Source organism: Pseudomonas viridiflava (assembly GCF_900184295.1).
Classification (GTDB): domain Bacteria; phylum Pseudomonadota; class Gammaproteobacteria; order Pseudomonadales; family Pseudomonadaceae; genus Aquipseudomonas; species Aquipseudomonas viridiflava.
In genome coordinates, this window is record NZ_LT855380.1 from 4,560,915 (window position 1) to 4,583,525 (window position 22,611).

The window sequence follows — 22,611 nt, forward strand, 5'->3', positions numbered from 1 at the left end:
CGCGTGCCAGATGCGATCACCCGTTACCTTGCCTGTCCCCCTGACAACACCTTGCATACTTGCTTGCTTCACAACGACCGACTCATCTGTATGAACTGAAAACCCCCGGAAGTTTGGCACGTAGAAACGAGAAGGCCCGCTGGTGGGCGGGCCTAAAGTTGTTACACAACGATTCCGTCAGAGCGGTTTTCCGCGGTTGCCATGCTGGCTGACGAAAGCCTGTATGGCTTTCAGGTCATTGGGCAGAACCGTGCAGCGTTCGTCACGCTCGAAAAGATCAGACATATGTGCAGGTAGCTCAAGTGCTTTTCCTACGCCCGCCTTCTCGACTGCCTCGGGGAACTTGACCGGATGCGCCGTGCCCAGAATCACCATCGGCGTGTCCAGGCTGCGTCGGCATTCGCGTGCCGCCCTGACACCGATTGCAGTATGCGGGTCCAGCAGTTCGCCGGTCTTTGCAAACACATCGGCGATGGTTTCGCAGGTCTCTTCGTCACTCACTGCCAGAGAATCGAACAGCTTGCGGGTCTCGGTCCAGCGCTCTTCTTCGACGCTGAAACCGCCACCCTGCCTGAAGTTGCTCATCAGCTCGGCAATGGCCAGGCCGTTGCGACCGTGCATGTCGAAGAGCAGGCGTTCGAAGTTGGACGACACCATGATGTCCATCGACGGCGACAGCGTGGCGTGCAGGGTTTCCTTGACGTACTGGTTGCCGCTCATGAAGCGGTGCAGGATGTCGTTGCGGTTGGTGGCCACGATCAGTTGATTGATCGGCAGGCCCATGTTGCGGGCCAGATAACCGGCGAAGATGTCGCCGAAGTTGCCGGTCGGTACCGAGAACGACACCGAGCGCGCAGGGCCGCCCAATTGCAGCGAGGCGTGGAAGTAGTAGACGATCTGGGCCATGATCCGCGCCCAGTTGATCGAGTTGACCGCGACCAGACGAGTACCTTTCAGGAAGCTCTGATCAGCGAAGCTGGCCTTGACCATCTCCTGGCAGTCGTCGAAGTTGCCTTCCACGGCGATGTTGTGGATGTTGTCACCGAAGATGGTGGTCATCTGGCGACGCTGAACATCCGACACGCGATTGTTCGGGTGCAGGATGAAGATATCGACGTTGTCACAGCGACGGCAGCCTTCAATGGCAGCCGAGCCGGTATCACCGGACGTGGCCCCCATGATGACGACGCGCTCGCCACGCTTGGCCAGCACGTAATCCAGCAGACGACCGAGCAGTTGCAGGGCGAAATCCTTGAACGCCAGCGTCGGGCCGTGGAACAGCTCCAGAACCCATTCGTTACCGTTCAACTGACGCAACGGTGCAATGGCGCTGTGGGAGAACACGCCGTAGGTTTCTTCGAGAATCTGCTTGAAGTCCGCGTCCGGAATGCTGCCGGTCACGAACGGACGCATCACCCGGAAAGCCAGTTCGTGGTAAGGCAGACCTGCCCAGGAAGCGATCTCTTCCTGGGTGAAGCGCGGCAGGTTTTCCGGCACATACAGGCCGCCATCGGTGGCCAGTCCGGCCAGCAGCACATCTTCGAAATTCAGCGCAGGCGCTTGGCCGCGAGTACTGATATAGCGCATGGGATCAAACCTTTGGTCTGAGCGTCGAGCCCGCAGGCTCGCCGCCTTGATTAATTCAGATGTTCAACACGGATGCGAACCACCGGGCCGACTACGTCCTGAAGGGCTTCCAGCGCTTCAATGGCGTCGTTGATACGCTGCTCGATCACTCGATGCGTCAGCAAAATCATCGGTACCAGACCGTCATGCTCTTCGACTTCCTTCTGCATGATCGACTCTATATTGATGCCGCGCTCGGACAGGATGCTCGCCACCTGAGCCAAGACGCCCGGATGATCCTTGGCCTGGATACGCAGGTAATAGGCGCTTTCACAGGCTTCGATCGGCAGGATCGGATGAGCCGACAGCGAATCGGGCTGGAAGGCCAGATGCGGTACGCGGTTCTCTGGATCGGAGGTCATGGCGCGCACGACATCCACCAGGTCGGCGATGACCGAGGAAGCGGTCGGCTCCATGCCTGCACCGGCACCGTAGAACAGCGTCGAACCGGATGCGTCACCGTTGACCATTACAGCATTCATCACACCGTTGACGTTGGCGATCAGACGGTCGGCGGGGATCAGGGTCGGATGCACGCGCAACTCGATGCCTTGCGCAGTGCTGCGCGCCACCCCCAGATGCTTGATGCGATAGCCCAGCGCTTCGGCGTAATTCACGTCAGCAGTGGTCAGCTTGGTGATGCCTTCGGTGTAAGCCTTGTCGAACTGCAACGGAATACCGAATGCAATGGATGCCAGGATGGTCAGCTTGTGAGCGGCGTCGATGCCCTCGACGTCGAACGTAGGGTCCGCTTCGGCATAGCCCAGCGCCTGCGCTTCAGCCAGCACGTCCGGGAAGGTGCGGCCCTTCTCGCGCATTTCGGTCAGGATGAAGTTGCCGGTACCGTTAATGATGCCGGCCACCCAGTTGATACGGTTTGCCGAGAGGCCTTCACGAATTGCCTTGATGACCGGGATGCCACCAGCGACCGCCGCTTCGAACGCAACGATGACGCCCTTCTCGCGAGCCTTGGCGAAGATTTCGTTGCCATGAACGGCAATCAGCGCCTTGTTGGCGGTGACCACGTGCTTGCCGTTTTCGATGGCCTTGAGCACCAGCTCGCGGGCGACCGTGTAGCCACCGATCAGCTCGATGATGATGTCGATTTCAGGGTTGCTGGCCACTGCGAACACATCGCTGGTGGTAGGCGTACCGGTAATCTGGCAGTTGGGGTTTGGCGTACGAACCGCAATTTGCGCAACTTCGATTCCACGCCCGGCGCGGCGGGCAATCTCCTCGGCGTTACGTTTGAGTACGTTGAAAGTACCGCCACCGACAGTACCCAGCCCACATATGCCTACTTTGACCGGTTTCACTGATGAACTCCCCGAAAAACAGCCGATCCTGAATCGGCTGTGAAAAACAGTCGCGTATCGCCACGCGACTACAATTTAGCGAACGGCGGCAAGGCCGTTGTGTCACGACGCAGCGCCAGAACTGCGACAGGTATTACTTGGCACCCAGCGCCAGCTTGGCGACCTGGGCTGCAGGCTGATAGCCAGGGATGACCTGACCATCGGCCAGAACGATCGCCGGCGTGCCATTCACACCAATGGACTGGCCCAGTTCGTACTGTTTGGTGACCGGGTTGTCGCACTTGGCAGCCTTGATGTCCTTGCCGTCGACCATACGGTCCATGGCGCCCTTGCGGTCCTTGGAGCACCAGACGGCCTGCAACTGCTCGTCACCCGGAGAACCCAGCCCCTGACGCGGGAATGCGAGGTAGCGCACTTCGACGCCCATCTTGTTCAGCTCGCCGACTTCTTCATGAAGCTTGTGGCAATAAGGGCACGTGGTGTCGGTGAACACGGTGATGTGCGATTTGGTTTCACCCACGGCCGGGTAAACCACCATCTCGGCCGCCGGAATGGCATTGATGGTCTTGGAAATGGCCAGACGCTCGGTCTTCTCGGTCAGGTTGACCGGCTTGCCGTTCTGGACCTGAAACAGGTAACCCTGAACCACGAATTGCCCGTCGGCGCTGGCATACAGCACGCGGCCACCCTTGAGCTTGACCTCGTAAAGACCATTGAGCGGACTCGGTGCGATGCTTTCCACCGGAAGTTCCAGTTTGAGCGTATCGAGGGTCTTGCGAATGGCCTGCTCAGGAGCAGCATCGGCCAGGACAAACGTGCTGAACGTACCAGCCAGTGCAACAACGGCAGCAGCAAAAATCTGGGGCAAGCGCATGAAAACTCCTATCGACGGCGGACAGGACGACCACTGCGCAAACGTAGCAGGTCGGCCTGGTTCTGCGAAACCGGCAAAGCCTATCACATAAGGCCCGCGAGGCCGACTGGCTGTCATCAAAGCAGACATTTTCCATGGCGACCTACCGATTTTTCCGGTCAAAGGATTGGAGAGCTTACCCTCGAAGAACACCTATCGTGGTTATGTTTACTCAGTAGACAGAGCCATCCGCTTTGTAACGTTCAAGTATTTTCAACTTCAGTACCGCGTCCTTACCATCACAATCCGTCATCCAGGCAAACCGCTCATCAGGCAAAGAACCTTTGGACGGAAACTCTTCCCGCTTGTAGGTTTGCATATTTTTATTGCTTCTCCACGACTTTAAATAAACACGCTGAATCTCTTTGCGTTCAATCGAAAAATCGCTCTTGTCTGCCATGACTATCGTGGCTAAATAAGCCAGCCCTCCATTCCTTGTTCTATGAACCCAACCACCCTCATTCACCGCCAGGTAAACGGGTCCGGCTTTCAAATCAGCCAAAGGTGAAGCATCCGTTTCGTTATAGTTAAGCAACTCGGGATCCCGATCCTCCCAAAGTGCTTTCTCATAAGCACTCTCTTCACTCACAGTTGGTACCTGAACACCACCGCCTGCGCTCGCAGAGCTTCCCGAACTTTCTTCGTTTTTACGAAATTCGTAATAGTCTCGATCAGACTCATCATGCTCAGGGACTGCCAGCCTACAAGACAAAATATAGGCGCCCTCACTATTAGGCTGAAAATGAACCTCAAGTGAATTGTCAAGCATCGAATTGGCACAAAGGTAATCGTGTGATTCAAGGCGGCGATTCTCTCCCTCTTGAACAATCTTGAACAATCTTGAAAAATCCTAATTGGGTTCCATCGACAAGCCCAAGACGAGCTAAAAACGAGCCTTCATAGTTTTGACTGGACATGACAATCTTCCTTGATAGCGGGCATCATCGCCCTGATCTTCAGAATAGTTGCCAAACAGTTGGATAGCCCTTATGTCCAAAGATCGATTGAACATAACGAACTAGCCCTACAGCACACTAAATGCGGGCCAGACTTGGTTGCACGCCGACTACCCTCGCGGATGATGCCTGGCATGCAGATCCTGAAGCCTGGCACGTGCCACATGAGTGTAGATTTGCGTCGTGGACAAATCGCTGTGACCCAGCAACATTTGCACCACACGAAGATCGGCACCGTGGTTGAGCAGATGCGTGGCAAACGCATGGCGCAGCGTGTGCGGGGACAGGGATTTATCGATGCCCGCGACCATGGCCTGATGCTTGATCCGATGCCAGAAAGTCTGGCGGGTCATCTGTTCGCCGCGCTGGCTGGGAAACAGCACATCACTGGGTCGACCGTTCAACAGTTCGTCGCGGGCACCGCGCATGTACCGTTCGACCCAGACGATGGCTTCCTCACCCATCGGAACCAGACGCTCCTTGCTGCCCTTGCCCATCACCCGCAGCACGCCCTGGCGCAGATTGACCTGCTCCAGCGTCAGACTGATCAGCTCGGTCACCCGCAGACCACAGGCATAAAGCACCTCCAGCATTGCCCGGTCCCGCTCGCCAATGGGCTCACTCAGGTCGGGCGCCGCCAGAAGCGCTTCGACGTCAGCTTCGGACAGCGACTTGGGCAGCGGCTTGCCCAGTTGCGGCATGTCGACCTGCAGGGTGGGATCGACAGCGATCAGCTTTTCGCGCAGCAGGTAACGATAGAAACCCCGGGCGCCAGACAGAAACCGCGCGGTCGAGCGCGGCTTGTAGGCTTGATCCACCCGCCAGGCCAGATGATCGAGAATGGCCTCGCGCCCGGCAGTGGCCAGATCCACGTTGCGTTCCTGCAGCCAGCCGTGAAACAGGGCCAGATCGCTGCGATAGGCGTCTCGGGTGTTGTCGGACAGGCCCTTCTCCAGCCAGAGGGCGTCGAGAAACTGGTCAATCAGCGGGTGGTCGATGGCAGGCATGGGTACTCGGGCTTATGCAGCAGGACGAAGATGCATCATTAAACACCAGACAATAAAAAAGCAGCCCGAAGGCTGCTTTTTTCATGCATCGAAAAACTGTATCAGGACAGTTTTTCCTTGATGCGAGCTGCTTTACCGGACAGGTCACGCAGGTAGTACAGTTTGGCCTTGCGAACGTCACCGCGACGTTTCACAGCCATGCTGTCGATTTGCGGGCTGTAGGTCTGGAAAGTACGCTCAACGCCAACACCGTTGGAGATTTTACGAACAGTGAAAGCACTGTTCACGCCACGGTTACGCTTGGCAATTACAACGCCTTCAAAGGCCTGCAGACGAGCGCGGTCGCCTTCCTTCACTTTCACCTGAACGACAACGGTGTCGCCCGGGGCAAAGGTAGGGATCTCTTTGGTCATCTGCTCTGCTTCGAGGGCAAGAATGATTTTGTTAGTCATGCTGGTGCTCCTAAGGTAATCCGTCTGGATCGACCATCGATACGTTAACTATCGTCCCGCTCGCGGATGTATTCCGCCAGCAGCTTCTTCTCTTCTCCAGAAAGCGAGCGGCTTTCCAGAAGATCAGCGCGTCGTTCATAGGTCCGCCCAAGGGACTGCTGTAAACGCCAACGCCGGATATGCGCGTGATTGCCACTTAGCAACACGTCGGGAACACGCTGATCCGCATACACCTCAGGTCGGGTGTAATGCGGGCAATCCAGCAGACCGTCCGTGAAGGAATCTTCCTCCGCGGAGTCCACATGCCCTAAAGCTCCAGGCAGCAGCCGCGTAACCGCGTCAATCAGGACCATCGCCGGCAGCTCGCCACCGGAAAGAACATAGTCACCAATCGACCACTCTTCATCGACATGAGCCTCAATAAAGCGCTCGTCAATGCCTTCATAACGACCGGCGATGAGGATAATCGCGTCCTCCTGCGCCAGTTCGCGTACCGCAGACTGATCCAGCTTGCGGCCTTGTGGCGACAGGTAGATCACCTTCGCCGCTTCCCCCGCCGCTTGCCTGGCCTGAACCAGAGCATCTTCAAGGGGCTTGATCTTCATCACCATGCCCGGACCACCGCCAAATGGGCGATCATCCACAGTGTGATGGCGATCAGTGGTGTAATCCCGCGGATTCCAACAGGTAAGCTGCAACAGCCCCTGTTTCACCGCACGGCTGGTAATGCCGTATTCGCTGATGGCGGAAAACATCTCGGGAAACAGACTGATGACTTCTATGCGTAGGCTAGCCATGGCACTCAGAAGTCCGCATCCCAATCCACCTTCATCTCGCCAGCCCCCAGGTCAACTGCCAACACGCATTGCTCCGTATAGGGCAACAGGCGTTCACGATCATCCAGGCTGCCCGCGCAGGGCTTTACAACCATTACATCGTTCGAACCGGTTTCGAGCAGGTGATCGATTTTCCCGAGCAGTTGCCCGAGTTGGTCAATAACCTTGAGGCCTTCAAGCTGGTACCAGTAGTACTCGCCATCGTCCAGATCAGGGAACAGGTTACGCGGCACGCAGATTTCGTAACCGGAGAGAAGACGGGCTTCTTCACGATCATCGAGATCCTTGAGCTTTGCGACCAGAAACTTGCTTTGCAAGCGTCCGCTGACCAGCTCAACCTGCTTCTCAACGCTGCCTTCGCGCCGAAGCGTCCAGGTTTTGTAGTCCAACAGGTTTCCAATCGGATCAGTAAAGGAAAAAACCTTCACTTCGCCGCGAACGCCATGAACTGAGTAAATCTTGCCAATGACGATCAGATCGTCGGCAGGTGCAGGCGTCGCGTTCATAAGACTCAGGCCGCGGCCTTTGCCTTGTTGTGCTCTTTGAGCAGCTGTGCAACGCGCTCAGAAGTTTGTGCACCCACGCTCAACCAGTAGTTGACGCGTTCTTCGTTAACGGACAAACGGATTTCCTGACCACGGGCAACCGGGTTGAAGAAACCAACCTGTTCCTTGTGGGAACCGTCACGAGCATTGCGGCTGTCGGTTACGGTCAAGTGGTAAAACGGGCGCTTTTTGGAGCCGCCAAGGGCAAGACGGATGGTTAGCATTGAACATCGTTCCTGTAGTCGGTGCTGCAAATCTAAGATGCACAGCGGGCATAGGTGCCCGAAAGGCCGCATATTCTAAGGAATATCCCGACTTTTGCAAATGTCTTTTTCCGGCGCCTATAGGCGTGCCGTCCAGATTTGCTGGAGCGCTGTCGGTATGACAGCGGGTAGAAGCCCGCACAACGCGGGCTGAGCGGGGGTCGCCCCCCATGCGGGACGCGCGCAAGACACTACGCGCGCGACACAATCACATCTTTGGCATGCCGCCGCCGGGGAACATTCCACCCATGCCGCGCATCATTTTTGCCATTCCGCCCTTGGCGGAGAACTTCTTCATCATCTTCTGCATCTGTTTGTGCTGCTTGATCAGACGCCCGATGTCCTGAACCTGGGTCCCCGAACCCATCGAAATGCGGCGCTTGCGCGAACCGCTGATCAGATCGGGATCACGGCGCTCGGCCGGCGTCATCGAATTGATGATGGCTTCCATCTGCTTGAACTGCTTCTCGGCTGCACCCTGCGCGTTACCCATCTGTGACAGGTTGACGCCGCCGATGCTCGGCAGTTTGTCCATCAGGCCGCCAAGGCCGCCCATGTTCTTCATCTGTTGCAGCTGATCGCGGAAGTCTTCGAGGTCGAAACCCTTGCCCTTCTTCAGCTTCTTGGCCAGTTTGTCGGCCTTGTCCTTGTCGAGGGTCTGTTCGGCCTGCTCGATCAGGCTGAGCACGTCGCCCATGCCGAGGATTCGCGAAGCGATACGGTCCGGGTGGAACGGCTCGAGCGCGTCGCTCTTCTCGCCCATACCGATGAACTTGATCGGCTTGCCGGTGATGGCCCGTACCGACAACGCGGCACCGCCACGTGCATCACCGTCGACCTTGGTCAGGATCACGCCGGTCAGCGGCAGCGCATCGCCGAATGCCTTGGCGGTGTTGGCAGCATCCTGGCCGGTCATGGCGTCGACGACGAACAGCGTCTCGGCCGGCTTGACCGCCGCGTGCAGCGACTGGATCTCGCCCATCATCTCGGCGTCGATGTGCAGACGGCCGGCGGTGTCGACGATCACCACATCAATGAATTTGAGTTTGGCTTCCTTAATAGCAGCCTGGGCGATGTCCACCGGCTTCTGGCTGATGTCGGACGCAAAGAACGTCACGCCGATATCGTTGGCCAGGGTTTCAAGCTGTTTGATGGCAGCGGGACGGTAAACGTCGACCGAGACCACCATCACGGTTTTCTTCTTGCGCTCTTTAAGGAAGCGCGCCAGCTTGCCGGCAGTCGTGGTTTTACCCGCACCCTGCAGACCGGCCATCAGTACGACGGCTGGAGGCGTGACGTTGAGCACCAGGTCTTCGTTGGCGGCGCCCATCAGGCTTTCGAGTTCGGCCTGGACGATCTTCACGAACGCCTGGCCCGGCGTCAGGCTGCGCGACACTTCGGTGCCGACCGCACGTTCCTTGACGTTGTTGACGAAGTCCTTCACCACCGGCAGCGCGACGTCGGCTTCGAGCAAGGCCATGCGCACTTCGCGCAGCGTGTCCTTGATATTGTCCTCGTTCAGCTTGGCCTTGCCAGTTACGTGGCGAAGCGTCTGCGAGAGGCGGTCTGTCAGATTTTCAAACATGGGCGATCCTTTCAGGCTCTCGTCGAACCCCGGTTGATGCGGCCCGGCCCGTGATGCAGAAATGGCGCTCGGCGAGCCTGCGGCTTGAGCAGGTGGCGGATTATAGCGAAGACTCCGCTGCACGGACACCACGCAGACTGCTTCTGTGGTCTTTCGTGATTTGCCGGTTCTATGCCAAACTCAGCGTCTTTTCAGGCCCGTCCATCAGGATCTATGTCCCCTTTGCCACCCAGCCTGCTCCCCAGCCTCGCCGCCGCCAGTCTTTACGCCGCTGCGACCGTCTATCAGGGTCTTCGTCTGAGCCAGAGCATCAGGCCTGACAAGCGGCTGCTGTACCTGCTCGGCACGCTTGCCGTGATCGCCCATGCCATCGGCCTGTTCTCGCAACTGGCACGCCCGGTCGGCCTTGGTCTGGACTTCTTCAACTCGGCCAGCCTGATTGCTGCGTCGGTGATTGTCGTGACCCTGATCGCCACCACCCGCATCCCGGTGGAAAACCTGCTTGTCCTGCTGTTCCCTCTCGGCATGATCACCGCCCTGCTCGCGCAGTTTGCGCCGAGTGGCACGGTGCAGCCGATCGACGAAGAGCCCGGCATTCTCAGCCATATTCTGCTGTCGCTGCTGGCCTATGGCATGTTTACCATCGCGGCATTCCAGTCCCTGCTGTTGCTGGTGCAGGATTACCAGCTCAAGCACAAGCATCCGCTGGGCCTGATCAAGAATTTCCCGCCCTTGCAGACGATGGAAAGCCTGTTGTTCGGGTTCCTGTGGGCAGGCTGGATACTGTTGTCGCTGTCGCTGATTTCCGGCTGGGTGTTCGTCGAAAACCTGTTCGCTCAGCATCTGGCGCACAAGACGCTGCTGGCCTGTCTGGCCTGGATCGTGTTCAGCGTGCTGCTGTGGGGCCGTAACCGCCTCGGCTGGCGTGGACACAAGGCCATCCGCTGGACGCTGGGTGGCTTCTGCCTGCTGATGCTGGCCTATTTCGGCAGCAAGCTGGTACGCGAATTCATTCTGCATATCTGACGGGCGACGATCATGGATAACCTGCCCATCGCCCCGCTACTTGGCGTTCTGGCGCTATTGATACTCTGGTCCGGCCTGTTCACGGCGGTGGAGAACGCCCACCAGCAACTCAAGATCATGCGCGCAGGCAGCCGTCCCGGTGACTCGACGCTGCCCGAACTGGCCTTCAACCTCAACAGCCTGATTCTCTGCAACACGCTGATCAGAGTGCTGATCACCGTGATTGCGACCTTGATTGCAGCCGATTACTGGTTCTACAACGGTCCGACCGTCGCCTGGCTGGGAACCGCTGGCGTGCTGCTGGTGTTTGGCGAGTACATGCCGCGTCGTCTGGCCAGTCGCTATCCCGTCTCGACACTGCACCTGGGCAACGGCCTGCTGCGCCTGCCGATGATGATCGTCCGACCGGTGACCTGGGTGTTCAATACCCTTGCGAAAACCCTGCTGCGTCCGGTTCTCAAGGGCAACGTGCAGGACCCTGGCCGGGAGTTCGACGAAGAAGCACAGCAAACCCCTCATCACGACGGCGTTCAGGAACATTACCCACGCGCCAACGTGCTGTCCGGCATTCATGCGCTGAACAGCATCACCGTGAATGACATTCTGATTCCGCGCAGCGAAGTGGACGGCGTCAACCTTGACGACTCCATCGAGCTGATCATCGAGCGCCTGATCATTTCCCGTCACACGCGCCTGCCGGTGTTTCACAACGACATCAATCAGGTGCAAGGCATCATCAACACCCGCGACATCAGCCACTTGCTGCCCAAGGGAACGCTGACCAAGGAACAGCTGCTGTCGGTCTGCTATGAACCGTACTTCGTTCCGGAAAGCACGCCGCTGCAACTGCAACTGCTCAACTTCCACAAGCAGCAGCGCCGCCTTGGTGTAGTGGTCGATGAGTATGGCGAAGTGCTGGGCATCGTCACGCTCGAGGACATTCTCGAGGAAATCGTCGGCGAATTCGAAAGCGAGCAGACGCTCGACAATCCGCACATCAAACGCCAAGAAGACGGCCGCCTGGAAGTGGAAGGCGCCGCCTCCATCCGTGATTTGAACAAGAGTCTGGGCTGGCACTTGCCGTCTGACGGCCCGAAAACCCTGAACGGACTGGTCACCGAGGCACTGGAGACCATTCCCGAAGCGCCGGTCTGCCTGAAGATTGGTCCATACCGACTGGAAATTCTGGAAACCGAAGACAACCGCGTCACGCGCGTCGCCATGTGGCAGAACGCGCCGAGCCTGGTGTTCAAGTAAGGAACGATTCAGCGCTGTGTAAGCACTTGTTTCAGATTCAGTCCGCTTCCTATAATCGAGACGCTTATCCAGCCCGGCCGTCGTTGTGCTACCCGCACGCCAGACGATAGGCCTGTAGCCTGAACGCTTCAATTTCTCTGGCTCGCGCACTTACCCATGAGCGCGGCCATTGCCCTCTCGCCCAACCGGGCTACGCTGCTCAGCGCTGCGCCATAATGACGTAACAACCACAATAACGAAGACTTGTCGTCGCGCACGCCCTGCCGACCGGCAAGATCACCGTCAGGGATAAACGCATGACCAGCACCTCAACCGCTCACGAAGACACCGCAGCTGCGCCGCCCGCCAACTCTGCGACCCGCGTCGCCACGGCCAGCTTCATCGGCACTGCCATCGAGTTCTATGATTTCTACGTTTACGCCACTGCCGCCGCGCTGGTGATCGGCCCAGTGTTCTTCCCTCAGACGTCCGGCACCGCACAGATGCTGTCGTCGTTTCTGACCTTCGGTATCGCCTTCCTCGCGCGCCCGCTGGGCTCGGCACTGTTCGGCCACTTTGGTGATCGCATCGGCCGCAAGTCAACGCTGGTAGCTTCGCTACTGCTGATGGGCATCTGCACCACACTCATTGGCGTATTGCCGGGCTACGCAACCATCGGGGCCTGGGCGCCGATCCTGCTATGCGTGCTGCGTTTCGGCCAGGGGCTTGGACTGGGTGGCGAATGGGGCGGCGCTGCGCTTCTGGCGACGGAAAACGCGCCCAAGGGCAAGCGCGCCTGGTTCGGCATGTTTCCGCAGCTAGGTCCTTCAATAGGCTTTCTTGCCGCCAATGGTCTGTTCCTGACTCTGGCGATGACCCTGAGCGACGAGCAGTTCCGTGCCTGGGGCTGGCGAATTCCGTTCCTGCTCAGCGCCTTGCTGGTCATGGTCGGGCTGTATGTACGCCTGAAACTGGAAGAGACCCCGGTTTTCGCCAAGGCCATGGCTCGTCATGAGCGGGTCAGAATGCCCATCGTGGAAACCTTCCGCGATCACTGGAAGCCGATGCTGCTGGGCGCCGCTTCGATGGTGGTGTGCTATGCGCTGTTCTATATCTCGACGGTGTTTTCCCTGAGCTACGGTGTCTCGACACTGGGCTATACGCGGGAAACCTTCCTGGGGCTGCTGTGCTTCGCCGTTCTGTTCATGGCAGCCGCCACGCCGCTGGCAGCGCTGGCGAGCGACCGTTTCGGACGCAAACCGGTCCTGCTGGTCGGTGGCGTGCTGGCGATTCTGTCGGGTTTTGCCATGGAACCGCTCCTGACTCACGGCACCACATGGGGCGTGGCGCTGTTCCTGTGCATCGAACTGTTCCTGATGGGCGTCACCTTCGCACCGATGGGCGCATTGCTACCGGAGCTGTTTCCGACGCAAGTGCGTTACACCGGGGCATCGGCTGCCTACAACCTGGGGGGAATCGTCGGGGCTTCGGTCGCACCCTTCTTCGCCCAGAAACTGGTGGCAATGGGTGGTTTGAGCTGGGTCGGCGGGTATGTGTCGGCGGCGGCGCTGATCAGCGTGCTGGCGGTGCTGTGCCTGAAAGAGACACGCAATGAGGACTTGAATCAGGTGGGTTGAACACATCCCTGATCGCGCCCGTAGGCACGATCAGGGACAACGTTACAGCTCGACCTTGACCGCCTGCGATGCGCGGGTAGCTTTGGCGCGAGCAGCTTCAATGGATTCGTCACGCGCCAGGGCTACGCCCATACGGCGCTGACCGTTGACTTCCGGCTTACCGAACAGACGCAAGGCAGTGTCCGGCTCGGCCAATGCTGCACCGAGGTTGGAGAACGCGGTTTGCGTCGACTGGCCTTCGACCAGAATCACAGCCGAAGCCGACGGACCAAACTGGCGGATCAACGGAACCGGCAGGCCCAGAATGGCGCGGGCGTGCAAGGCGAACTGCGACAGGTCCTGGGAGATCAGTGTCACAAGACCGGTGTCATGCGGGCGCGGCGACACTTCGCTGAACCACACCTGATCGCCCTTGATGAACAGCTCCACACCGAAGATGCCGCGACCGCCCAGCGCCTCGGTCACCGCCTTGGCCACGCGCTCGGACTCTGCCAGCGCTGCCGGGCTCATGGCCTGTGGCTGCCAGGATTCCTGGTAATCGCCCTTCTCCTGCCGATGGCCGACCGGCGCACAGAATGTGGTGCCGCCGACATGACGCACGGTCAGCAGGGTGATTTCGTAATCGAAGTCGATGAACCCCTCGACGATCACACGGCCTTTACCGGCACGCCCGCCTTCCTGGGCGTAATCCCAGGCTTTCTGTACGTCGTCAGCGCTTTTGAGCAGGCTCTGGCCCTTGCCCGACGAACTCATGACCGGCTTGACCACACATGGGAAGCCCAAATCATCGACGGCCTTGCTGTAGGCCTCGAAGGTGTCGGCAAAGTGGTAAGGCGAAGTCGGCAGCTTCAGCTCTTCAGCGGCCAGACGACGGATGCCTTCGCGATTCATGGTCAGCTGTGCAGCGCGAGCGGTCGGGATGACGGTGAAACCTTCGGCCTCCAGCTCTACCAGCGTGGCGGTGGCGATGGCCTCGATTTCCGGAACGATGAAATGCGGCTTCTCGGCCTCGATCACTGCGCGCAGCGCGGCGCCGTCGAGCATGTTGACCACGTGGCTGCGGTGCGCAACCTGCATGGCCGGGGCGTTGGCATAGCGGTCGACCGCAATCACTTCGACGCCCAGGCGTTGCAGCTCGATCACGACTTCCTTGCCCAGCTCGCCGCTGCCGCAGAACAGTACGCGCGTCGCGGTAGGCGACAGTGGAGTTCCGATTTGAGTCATCTCAGGTCCTCGTGGAGCAGATATCGAGGGCAGCCCGCCGTGTGCGAGCAACCGCTGTGGAGAAAGGCGCGCAATTTACCATGAAGCCCCGACAAATGGGGGCTCAACCCGGACAAGCGTTGTTGCGTGCCCGCCAGGCCATGATCATCCAGACAACGGTCACTCCGGCAAACTTGGAGAGCAGCGCGGTCAGAATCACGGGTGTTGTCAGGGCGTCGATCATGCCGAAGAAGATGAAGGTATCCAGCGGAATGCTCAACGCCGAACTGATCCACAGACGGTCGCGCAGTGGTCGCCTGGTGATGCTGAACACCAGCCAGTCGATGCATTCGGATACCGCAAATGCTGTGGCACTGGCCAAGGCGATGGTCGGATCGCTGGTGACGTAGGACAGCACCAGCGCCGCCAGCATGGCGAGAATCGCGCCGTGGCCGAACCGGATCTGCACCATGTCGCGCAGCACGAACACCAGCCCGCCCCAGGCCGACCAGATGATATCCAGATGCGGTGCACTGGAAAACGCGAAGTTGATCAGCACGACGCTGCCGATGTAGGCGATCAGAAAAAGCATGGGCGGGTACTGTTGCCTGAAAAATGGGCCCCAATGGTAGCAGCAGGGAAAGCCGGGGTGGATATAGCACCGCAGGTTTGATCCAGAGAAAACCCGTGGGAGGCCCCACTCAGTCTTCGGCGCTACGATTCGGCAGGGCTCAACCCTTGCCACCCACCGTCCACATCATCCCGCTGGCCCTGGCCCGATCATCACAAAGGCCGAGCACAACACGACGCTCGTCATTGCTCATGCGACTCCAGCGGGTGATTTCGCTGACGGTGCGCTGGCAGCCGGTGCAGATATCATCTTCGTCCAGCGCGCAAATGCTGACGCAGGGCGAACGGACCGGCTTTTCGACTATCGATTCAGTGCTCATCAATCTTCCTGCACCGCCAGGTCGCGGGCATAGCGTTGGGCGTTGTTGACGTAATGGGCAGCGCTGGCTTCGAGCATTTTCTTCTGCACATCGGTCAGCTCGCGGACAATCTTGCCCGGCGAGCCCATCACCAGCGAACCATCAGGAATGACCTTGCCCTCGCCGATCAGTGAATTCGCGCCGATGATGCAGTATTTTCCGATCTTCGCCCCATTGAGGATGACCGCGTTGATACCGATCAGGCTGTAATCGTCAACGCTGCAGCCGTGAAGCATGGCGTTGTGGCCTATGGTCACGCCCTTGCCGATGTTCAGCGGCGAGCCCATGTCGGTGTGCATCACCGTACCGTCCTGCACGTTACTGTTTTCGCCGATATGAATCAGTTCATTATCGCCACGCAACACGGTGTTGAACCACACACTGGCCCCCGCCTCCAGCCTGACCTTGCCGATCAGCACCGCATTGGGTGCGACCCAGCTTTGCGGATCGGTCTGGACGCGGGAATCTCCCAGTCGGTATTTCATGCGGTTTCCTCAGGCTGGCCATGCTCCTGGGCATGACGCTTTATGGATGACACGGTGTTCAACTGGTGGAGCGCTCGGGCGGATGATGCAGGCTGATCTGCGTGCCGTACATCACGTTGACCAGTTCGACGATCATGATTGCGGTCAGCCCCCAGATCTTGTACTCGCCATAACGGTAGCTGGGAACGTACCAACTGCGTCCTTCGTAGTCGATCCGGTGCGTGTGTTCGCGGGTGTCCTGACGAAAGAACTCCAGCGGCACACTGAACACGGCGGCGATTTCACCATCATTGGGCCGGTACTCGACAAAGTCGGGAATCACACCCACGTAAGGTGTGACCTTGATGCCATGCTTGGAGATCAGCGGGCTCAACGGGCCGACGATTTCCACCAGACCGGGTGGCAGGCCGATCTCTTCTTCAGCCTCGCGCAAGGCCGTGAAAATCAAGTCCGGGTCTTCGGGATCGCGCCGCCCGCCGGGGAAGGCGACTTCACCGCCATGGGTCGAAAGCCCGCTGGCGCGCAGGGTCAGAATCAACTCCGGTTCGTCACTGCGAGTGACAGGCACCAGCACTGCGGCCTCGGGAAAGGAGCGATCCGTCTCAAGGGTGTCCGGCGTATGACTGACTACACGGCGAAGTAGCTCATCCAGCATGGCAAATCTCGATCTGTTGCTTACCGGCACTATGCACCAAAGCTGCGAAGTGCCCAAGCCCTTGTAGGACAAGTCGCCCCACATAGACGCTTGCTCATCGGCGGCGGGACAAGCCAAGATAGCGCCTGCATTCACTATCGACCGACACCATGAAATTTTGCAGCCAGTGTGGCAACCCCGTCATCCAGCGCATCCCCGAAGGCGACAGCCGCCTGCGGTATGTCTGCGAGCATTGCCACACCATTCATTATCAGAATCCCAACATCGTCGCCGGTTGTCTGGTGACGCTGGGCGACAAGGTGTTGCTGTGCCGTCGCGCCATCGAGCCGCGCCTGGGCTTCTGGACACTGCCAGCCGGATTCATGGAGAACGGCGAGACCATCGAACAGGCGGCACGGCGCGAGACAGTCGAAGAAGCCTGTGCCACCCTGAGCGAGCTGCATCTGTACTCAGTAATCGACGTGCCGCATATCAATCAGGTGCATGTGTTTTACCGCGCAGAAATGGCAACCGAGGACTTCGCTGCCGGTATTGAAAGCCTTGAAGTGCAATTATTCGAAGAAGCCGACATTCCGTGGCAAGACCTGGCTTTCATGACGGTCAGGCGTACCCTAGAATGCTTCTTCGCGGATCGGCGTCGGCAGGTTTACCCGGTTCATACCAGTGCCCTTCCCCCGTCACGTCCAATGCAGGTTTCTTAATTCGGCTTCGCAATCGAGATTGGCTCTCTTGAGCCCTCAGGGAAATGGTAATGCGCTGGTTGCTCGCTTTCGTCTGCATGTTGTTCGTCCCGCTGTCCCAGGCTGCTTTCACTCAAACCATCGTGCCCAAGGGCAGTGAACAGAAGATCATCAACCATAAGGTGATCAACACCGAAAGCATCGCCGACAAGAAAATCGACAAGGTGCTGGTGCTCAAGTCGGTGCGCCAGTTGCAACTGATCAGCGGCGGCGAAGCGCTTAAGACCTATCGGATTTCCCTGGGCAAGAACCCCAAGGGCACCAAACTTCAGGAAGGCGATCAGCGTACGCCTGAAGGTTTCTACTGGCTCGACTGGCGTCAGCCAAGTGGCAACTACAACCTCTCGATGCACATCTCCTACCCGAACATTTCGGACTCGGCGCGCGCACGGCGTGAGGGCGTGAAGCCGGGCAGCATGATCATGATTCACGGCACGCCGGTGGATGAGGAGTACCCGGAGTGGTATTTCCATACGCTCGACTGGACCAACGGCTGCATTGCGCTGAAGAACAACGACATGCGCGAGATTTGGGATCTGGTGAAAGACGGGACAATGATCGAGATAAGGCCTTAGTCGGGCCAGTCAGACTCGGTGTGATCTTGAGACCGGACGCGGAGCGTCCTGAGAGGCGTTACCACGCAGAGCGTGGGAACGATCAATATCCAGCCCAAAACGCTCACGACCTGCACACTGATCGTGCCCATGCTCCGCGTGGGTATGCAGCCCGGGACGCTCCGCGTCCCATTCGTGCTGACACACAAGCATTTCAACGACAGAACCTAGAACGCTTCCAGCCGCCACACTTCATAAGCCGGCGTTTCGTAGGGATGGCTCTGCTTGAGCGCTACCACTGCCTGCTGAATCAGCTCATCGGCCACAACCAGCTCGACCTTCCACTCTTCCACCTGCTCAACCACGCCGCCCTGCCCGATAAATGGCTGACTGCCATCCAGCGGGCGGAACTGACCGTAGCCGAGCACTTGCCAGCAACATTGGTCGTAAGCGCCGATCCGCCCTGCACCAGCAGCGAATACGGCATTCTTGACCTCGTCCACATGGCTCGGCGGAACAAAGAAGGCCAGCTTGTACATGTGCCGCCAGCCCGCCTTAGTTAACCCAGGCGCGGGCGTTGCGGAACATGCGCATCCAGGCGCCGTCTTCGTTCCAGTCCTCAGGACGCCACGAGTTCTGAACAGCGCGGAACACACGCTCAGGGTGCGGCATCATGATGGTGACGCGACCGTCGAGGGTTGTCAGACCGCCGATACCACGCGGCGAACCATTCGGGTTGGCCGGGTAGGTTTCGGTGACCTTGCCGTGGTTGTCCACGAAGCGCAGCGCGACCGTTCCGGATACGTCAGCTTCCAGCAGCGCATCAGCGTTGCGGAACTCTGCGTGGCCTTCGCCGTGAGCGATGGCGATCGGCATGCGCGAACCGGCCATGCCTTGCAGGAAGATCGACGGCGACTCCTGGATCTGCACCATCGCAACGCGGGCTTCGAACTGCTCGGAGCGGTTGCGTACGAAGTGTGGCCAGAACTCGCTGCCCGGAATCAGTTCGTGCAGGTTGGACAGCATCTGGCAACCGTTGCACACACCCAGGGTGAAGCTGTCGGTACGTTCGAAGAAGCCCTGGAACGCATCGCGGGCACGGCTGTTGAACAGCGCAGACTTGGCCCAGCCTTCACCGGCACCCAATACGTCGCCGTAAGAGAAGCCGCCACAGGCAACCATGCCCTTGAAGTCGTTCAGATCGACACGACCGGCCAGGATGTCGCTCATGTGCACGTCAATGGCGTTGAAGCCAGCGCGGTCGAACGCAGCAGCCATTTCAACCTGACCGTTGACGCCCTGCTCACGCAGCACAGCCACCTGAGGACGCACACCGGTTTTGATGTACGGGGCGGCGATGTCATCGTTGACATCGAAGCCCAGCTTGACGGTCAGGCCAGGGTTATCTTCTTCCAGCAGCGCGTCGAATTCCTGATCGGCGCATTCCGCGTTGTCGCGCAGACGCTGAATCTGATAGCTGGTCTCAGCCCACTGACGCTGCAGCAGACGACGCTGCCCGGTGAAGACCGGCTCGCCCGCAAAGCTGATGACGACTTCATCGTTGTTCACCGGCTGACCGATGACCGACACACAATCTGCCAGACCGGCCGCGCTGAACTGAGCCAGCACCAGCGGCGTGGCGTCCTGACGAACCTGAATGACAGCACCCAGTTCTTCGTTGAACAGAATCTCGTTCAGTTCGGAAGCGTTGTCAGCCAGACCGTCCAGATGCAGCTTGAGGCCGCAATGACCGGCGAAGGCCATTTCCAGGGTGCTGACCAGCAGACCACCGTCAGAACGGTCGTGGTAGGACAGGATGTGGCCGTCGGCATTCAGACCCTGAACCACGGCGAAGAACGCCTTGAGGTCTTCAGCGTCGTCGACGTCCGGAGCCAGGCGACCCAGCTTGCAGTGAGTCTGGGCAAGAATGGAGGCGCCCATACGGTTCTGGCCACGACCCAGATCGATCAGGATAAGGTCAGTGATGCCCTTGTCCATGCGCAGCTCTGGGGTCAGGGTCTTGCGAATATCAACCACAGGCGCGAAGCCGGTCACAATCAGCGACAGCGGCGACGTCACGCTCTTCTCTTCGCTGTCATCGCTCCAGCGGGTCTTCATGGACATGGAGTCCTTGCCCACCGGAATAGTCAGGCCCAGCTCAGGGCACAGTTCCATACCGACCGCTTTCACGGTGTCGTATAGACGGGCGTCTTCACCCGGGTGACCGGCGGCCGACATCCAGTTGGCCGACAGTTTGATGTCGGACAGCTTCTCGATGCGCGAGGCCGCGATGTTGGTCAGGGTTTCGCCGATGGCCATGCGACCCGATGCCGGGGCATCCAGCAGCGCCAGCGGAGTCCGCTCGCCCATGGCCATGGCTTCGCCAGTATTGACGTCGAAGCTGGTGGCCGTCACAGCGCAGTCAGCGACAGGCACCTGCCACGGACCGACCATCTGATCGCGGGCCACAAGGCCGGTAATGCTACGGTCGCCAATGGTGATCAAAAAGCTCTTGCTGGCAACCGCCGGGTGACGCAGCACGCGCTGAACGCTTTCTTCGATGTCCAGCGTGCTCGGATCGAAATCGTCGCCCATCTCGGCTTCACGCTCGACCGAACGGTGCATGCGCGGGGCCTTGCCCAGCAGCACTTCCAGCGGCATGTCCACCGGGTTGTTGCCGAAATGGCTGTCGGTCACGGTCAGTTGTGGCTCGGCAGTCGCCTCGCCCACCACAGCGAACGGGCAGCGCTCGCGCTCACAGATCGCCTTGAAGCGGTCGAAGTCTTCAACGCCCACCGCCAGAACGTAACGCTCCTGGGATTCGTTGCTCCAGATTTCCAGCGGGGCCATGCCCGGCTCGTCGTTTGGCACGTTACGCAGTTCGAAACGACCGCCACGACCGCCATCGTTGACCAGCTCAGGGAAAGCGTTGGACAGACCACCGGCACCCACGTCATGGATGAAGCTGATCGGGTTACGGTCGCCCAACTGCCAGCAACGGTCGATGACTTCCTGGCAACGACGCTCCATTTCAGGGTTTTCACGCTGAACCGAAGCAAAATCCAGATCCGCAGAACTGGTGCCGGTCGCCATCGATGACGCAGCACCGCCGCCCAGACCGATCAGCATGGCCGGACCGCCCAGCACGATCAGCTTGGAACCGACAGTGATCTCGCCCTTCTGGACATGATCTTCGCGAATGTTGCCCATACCGCCAGCCAGCATGATCGGCTTGTGGTAACCGCGGACTTCGTCGCCATGCGGTGTGGTGATCGATTGCTCGAAGGTACGGAAGTAACCGGTCAACGCAGGACGGCCGAACTCGTTGTTGAACGCCGCGCCACCCAGCGGGCCTTCAATCATGATATCCAGCGCGGTCACGATGCGCTCGGGCTTGCCGTAAGGCTTCTCCCAGGGTTGCACGAACCCCGGAATCTGCAGATTGGAAACGGTGAAACCGGTGAGACCCGCCTTCGGCTTGGCGCCGCGACCGGTTGCACCTTCGTCGCGAATCTCACCACCGGAACCGGTCGATGCGCCCGGGAACGGAGCGATTGCGGTCGGGTGGTTGTGCGTCTCGACCTTCATCAGAATATGCACCGGTTCCTGCACCGCGCCGTACTGGCGGGTTTCCGGATCCGGGAAGAAGCGACCGGCGACATTGCCGACGATCACCGAAGCGTTGTCCTTATAAGCAGACAGAACGCCTTCGCTGTGCATCTGATAGGTGTTCTTGATCATGCCGAACAGGCTTTTTTCCTGGCTCTGGCCGTCAATATCCCAACTGGCGTTGAAAATCTTGTGGCGGCAGTGCTCGGAGTTGGCCTGGGCAAACATCATCAGTTCGATGTCGTGAGGGTTGCGACCCAGCCCATTGAAGCTGGTGACCAGATAGTCGATTTCGTCTTCGGCCAGAGCCAGACCCAATTCAACGTTGGCCTTTTCCAGCGCAGCGCGACCGCCACCCAGGATATCAATCGCCGTCAACGGCTTGGGCTGAGCGTGGCTGAACAGACCGGCAGCCTGCTCGTGGTCGCCCAGGACCAGTTGAGTCATGCGGTCGTGCAGGCTGTCGGCAATGGACTGAGCGTCGGCGTCGCTGAACTGGCCTTCTACATAGAAGGCGATCCCGCGTTCGATGCGTTGAATCTTCGCCAGACCGCAGTTGCGAGCGATGTCGCTGGCCTTGCTCGACCATGGCGAAATGGTGCCAAACCGTGGCAACACCAGAAACAGACGGCCACTCGGCTCTTGAACCGGCACGCTTGGGCCGTATTTCAGGAGACGGTCGAGAACCTGCTGTTCTTCGCTGGACAGAGCGTCAGTGACGTCGGCGAAGTGAGCGAATTCAGCGTACAAGCCACTGACAGCTGAAACTTTTTGTTTCAGTTGTTCTAGTAATTTGCTGTGGCGGAAGGCAGAAAGGGCAGGAGCACCGCGCAGGATCAACATCTTCGGGACAGCCTCGGGAAGGGGGTGTGCTTTGAGGCCGCGTATTCTAGCCTAAACTGGGACGTTGATCACCCAAAACGGCAGCATTCCATGCGCCCGAATGTCACTCCACCTTCGAAAACGCGACAAATGCTA

21 protein-coding genes and 1 pseudogene are annotated in these 22,611 nt (G+C 59.0%); 5 read left to right on the forward strand and 17 right to left on the reverse strand.

From position 1 onward, the window contains the following. Positions 1–177: 177 nt before the first annotated feature. The 10 genes from thrC to ffh form a co-directional block, all read right to left on the reverse strand. Positions 178–1,587, reverse strand: a complete 1,410-nt coding sequence (gene thrC, locus CFBP1590_RS20435) for a threonine synthase (RefSeq protein ID WP_025995102.1) — start codon at positions 1,585–1,587, stop codon at positions 178–180. A 50-nt stretch (positions 1,588–1,637) separates the two neighbouring features. Then, a complete protein-coding gene (locus CFBP1590_RS20440) occupies positions 1,638–2,942 on the reverse strand; it encodes a homoserine dehydrogenase (RefSeq protein ID WP_004878879.1) in 1,305 nt (434 codons plus the stop codon). A gap of 133 nt (positions 2,943–3,075) precedes the next feature. Next, entirely contained in the window at positions 3,076–3,816 is a 741-nt protein-coding gene (gene dsbC / locus CFBP1590_RS20445) for a bifunctional protein-disulfide isomerase/oxidoreductase DsbC (protein WP_004878878.1), read from the reverse strand. 211 nt (positions 3,817–4,027) lie between these two features. Then, positions 4,028–4,693, reverse strand: coding sequence for a hypothetical protein (locus CFBP1590_RS27695; RefSeq protein WP_145958181.1), 666 nt, complete (start codon positions 4,691–4,693; stop codon positions 4,028–4,030). 228 nt (positions 4,694–4,921) lie between these two features. Then, on the reverse strand, positions 4,922–5,818 hold the full coding sequence (gene xerD, locus CFBP1590_RS20460) for a site-specific tyrosine recombinase XerD (protein ID WP_029241785.1): 897 nt from the start codon (positions 5,816–5,818) through the stop codon (positions 4,922–4,924). A gap of 101 nt (positions 5,819–5,919) precedes the next feature. Beyond that, complete coding sequence (rplS, locus tag CFBP1590_RS20465) at positions 5,920–6,270, reverse strand: 50S ribosomal protein L19 (protein ID WP_004878874.1); 351 nt, start codon at positions 6,268–6,270, stop codon at positions 5,920–5,922. Between the two features lie 44 nt (positions 6,271–6,314). Further along, on the reverse strand, positions 6,315–7,067 hold the full coding sequence (gene trmD / locus CFBP1590_RS20470) for a tRNA (guanosine(37)-N1)-methyltransferase TrmD (protein ID WP_029241784.1): 753 nt from the start codon (positions 7,065–7,067) through the stop codon (positions 6,315–6,317). Positions 7,068–7,072: 5 nt separating this feature from the next. Beyond that, the gene (gene rimM / locus CFBP1590_RS20475) at positions 7,073–7,612 is read right to left on the reverse strand and encodes a ribosome maturation factor RimM (RefSeq protein WP_029241783.1); all 540 of its coding nucleotides are present in this window, start codon (positions 7,610–7,612) and stop codon (positions 7,073–7,075) included. A gap of 5 nt (positions 7,613–7,617) precedes the next feature. After that, on the reverse strand, positions 7,618–7,875 hold the full coding sequence (gene rpsP, locus CFBP1590_RS20480) for a 30S ribosomal protein S16 (protein WP_024685933.1): 258 nt from the start codon (positions 7,873–7,875) through the stop codon (positions 7,618–7,620). A 247-nt stretch (positions 7,876–8,122) separates the two neighbouring features. Next, a complete protein-coding gene (gene ffh, locus CFBP1590_RS20485; protein ID WP_004878868.1) occupies positions 8,123–9,499 on the reverse strand; it encodes a signal recognition particle protein in 1,377 nt (458 codons plus the stop codon). Positions 9,500–9,712: 213 nt separating this feature from the next. Here ffh and CFBP1590_RS20490 point away from each other — a divergent pair, with 213 nt between their 5' ends. The 3 genes from CFBP1590_RS20490 to CFBP1590_RS20500 all read left to right on the forward strand — a co-directional run bounded on the left by CFBP1590_RS20490 (position 9,713) and on the right by CFBP1590_RS20500 (position 13,398). Beyond that, positions 9,713–10,525 (forward strand): cytochrome C assembly family protein, encoded by an 813-nt coding sequence (locus CFBP1590_RS20490; RefSeq protein ID WP_025995099.1) that lies wholly within the window; start codon positions 9,713–9,715, stop codon positions 10,523–10,525. A gap of 12 nt (positions 10,526–10,537) precedes the next feature. Beyond that, on the forward strand, positions 10,538–11,782 hold the full coding sequence (locus CFBP1590_RS20495; RefSeq protein ID WP_043303220.1) for a transporter associated domain-containing protein: 1,245 nt from the start codon (positions 10,538–10,540) through the stop codon (positions 11,780–11,782). Positions 11,783–12,078: 296 nt separating this feature from the next. Further along, entirely contained in the window at positions 12,079–13,398 is a 1,320-nt protein-coding gene (locus CFBP1590_RS20500; RefSeq protein WP_088235818.1) for an MFS transporter, read from the forward strand. A 42-nt stretch (positions 13,399–13,440) separates the two neighbouring features. Here the strand turns inward: CFBP1590_RS20500 and purT are convergent, their stop codons facing one another. From purT to CFBP1590_RS20525, 5 genes are all read right to left on the reverse strand, one after another. Continuing rightward, the gene (gene purT / locus CFBP1590_RS20505; RefSeq protein ID WP_004878862.1) at positions 13,441–14,622 is read right to left on the reverse strand and encodes a formate-dependent phosphoribosylglycinamide formyltransferase; all 1,182 of its coding nucleotides are present in this window, start codon (positions 14,620–14,622) and stop codon (positions 13,441–13,443) included. Between the two features lie 103 nt (positions 14,623–14,725). After that, positions 14,726–15,193: a VUT family protein gene (locus CFBP1590_RS20510; protein ID WP_004878860.1), complete on the reverse strand. Its 468-nt coding sequence runs from the start codon at positions 15,191–15,193 to the stop codon at positions 14,726–14,728. A gap of 139 nt (positions 15,194–15,332) precedes the next feature. Further along, entirely contained in the window at positions 15,333–15,551 is a 219-nt protein-coding gene (locus tag CFBP1590_RS20515; RefSeq protein WP_004878855.1) for a DUF1289 domain-containing protein, read from the reverse strand. Beyond that, positions 15,551–16,075, reverse strand: coding sequence for a gamma carbonic anhydrase family protein (locus tag CFBP1590_RS20520; protein WP_088235819.1), 525 nt, complete (start codon positions 16,073–16,075; stop codon positions 15,551–15,553). The genes CFBP1590_RS20515 and CFBP1590_RS20520 overlap by 1 nt, the downstream gene beginning before the upstream one ends. A 58-nt stretch (positions 16,076–16,133) precedes the next feature. Continuing rightward, positions 16,134–16,730 carry a CoA pyrophosphatase gene (locus CFBP1590_RS20525; protein WP_088235820.1) on the reverse strand — a complete coding sequence of 199 codons (597 nt, stop codon included), beginning with the start codon at positions 16,728–16,730 and terminating at the stop codon, positions 16,134–16,136. Between the two features lie 149 nt (positions 16,731–16,879). On the opposite strand from CFBP1590_RS20525, the gene CFBP1590_RS20530 reads away from it, so the two are divergent. Beyond that, positions 16,880–17,431 carry an NUDIX hydrolase gene (locus CFBP1590_RS20530; RefSeq protein ID WP_029241776.1) on the forward strand — a complete coding sequence of 184 codons (552 nt, stop codon included), beginning with the start codon at positions 16,880–16,882 and terminating at the stop codon, positions 17,429–17,431. 191 nt (positions 17,432–17,622) lie between these two features. Continuing rightward, positions 17,623–18,045 (forward strand): annotated as a pseudogene (locus CFBP1590_RS20535) (L,D-transpeptidase family protein); the annotation flags it as partial. A gap of 206 nt (positions 18,046–18,251) precedes the next feature. On the opposite strand, the gene CFBP1590_RS20540 reads toward CFBP1590_RS20535, so the two are convergent. Continuing rightward, positions 18,252–18,563 (reverse strand): YqfO family protein, encoded by a 312-nt coding sequence (locus tag CFBP1590_RS20540; protein WP_058431949.1) that lies wholly within the window; start codon positions 18,561–18,563, stop codon positions 18,252–18,254. 16 nt (positions 18,564–18,579) lie between these two features. Then, on the reverse strand, positions 18,580–22,476 hold the full coding sequence (gene purL / locus CFBP1590_RS20545; protein ID WP_088235821.1) for a phosphoribosylformylglycinamidine synthase: 3,897 nt from the start codon (positions 22,474–22,476) through the stop codon (positions 18,580–18,582). Between the last annotated feature and the right edge of the window lie 135 nt (positions 22,477–22,611).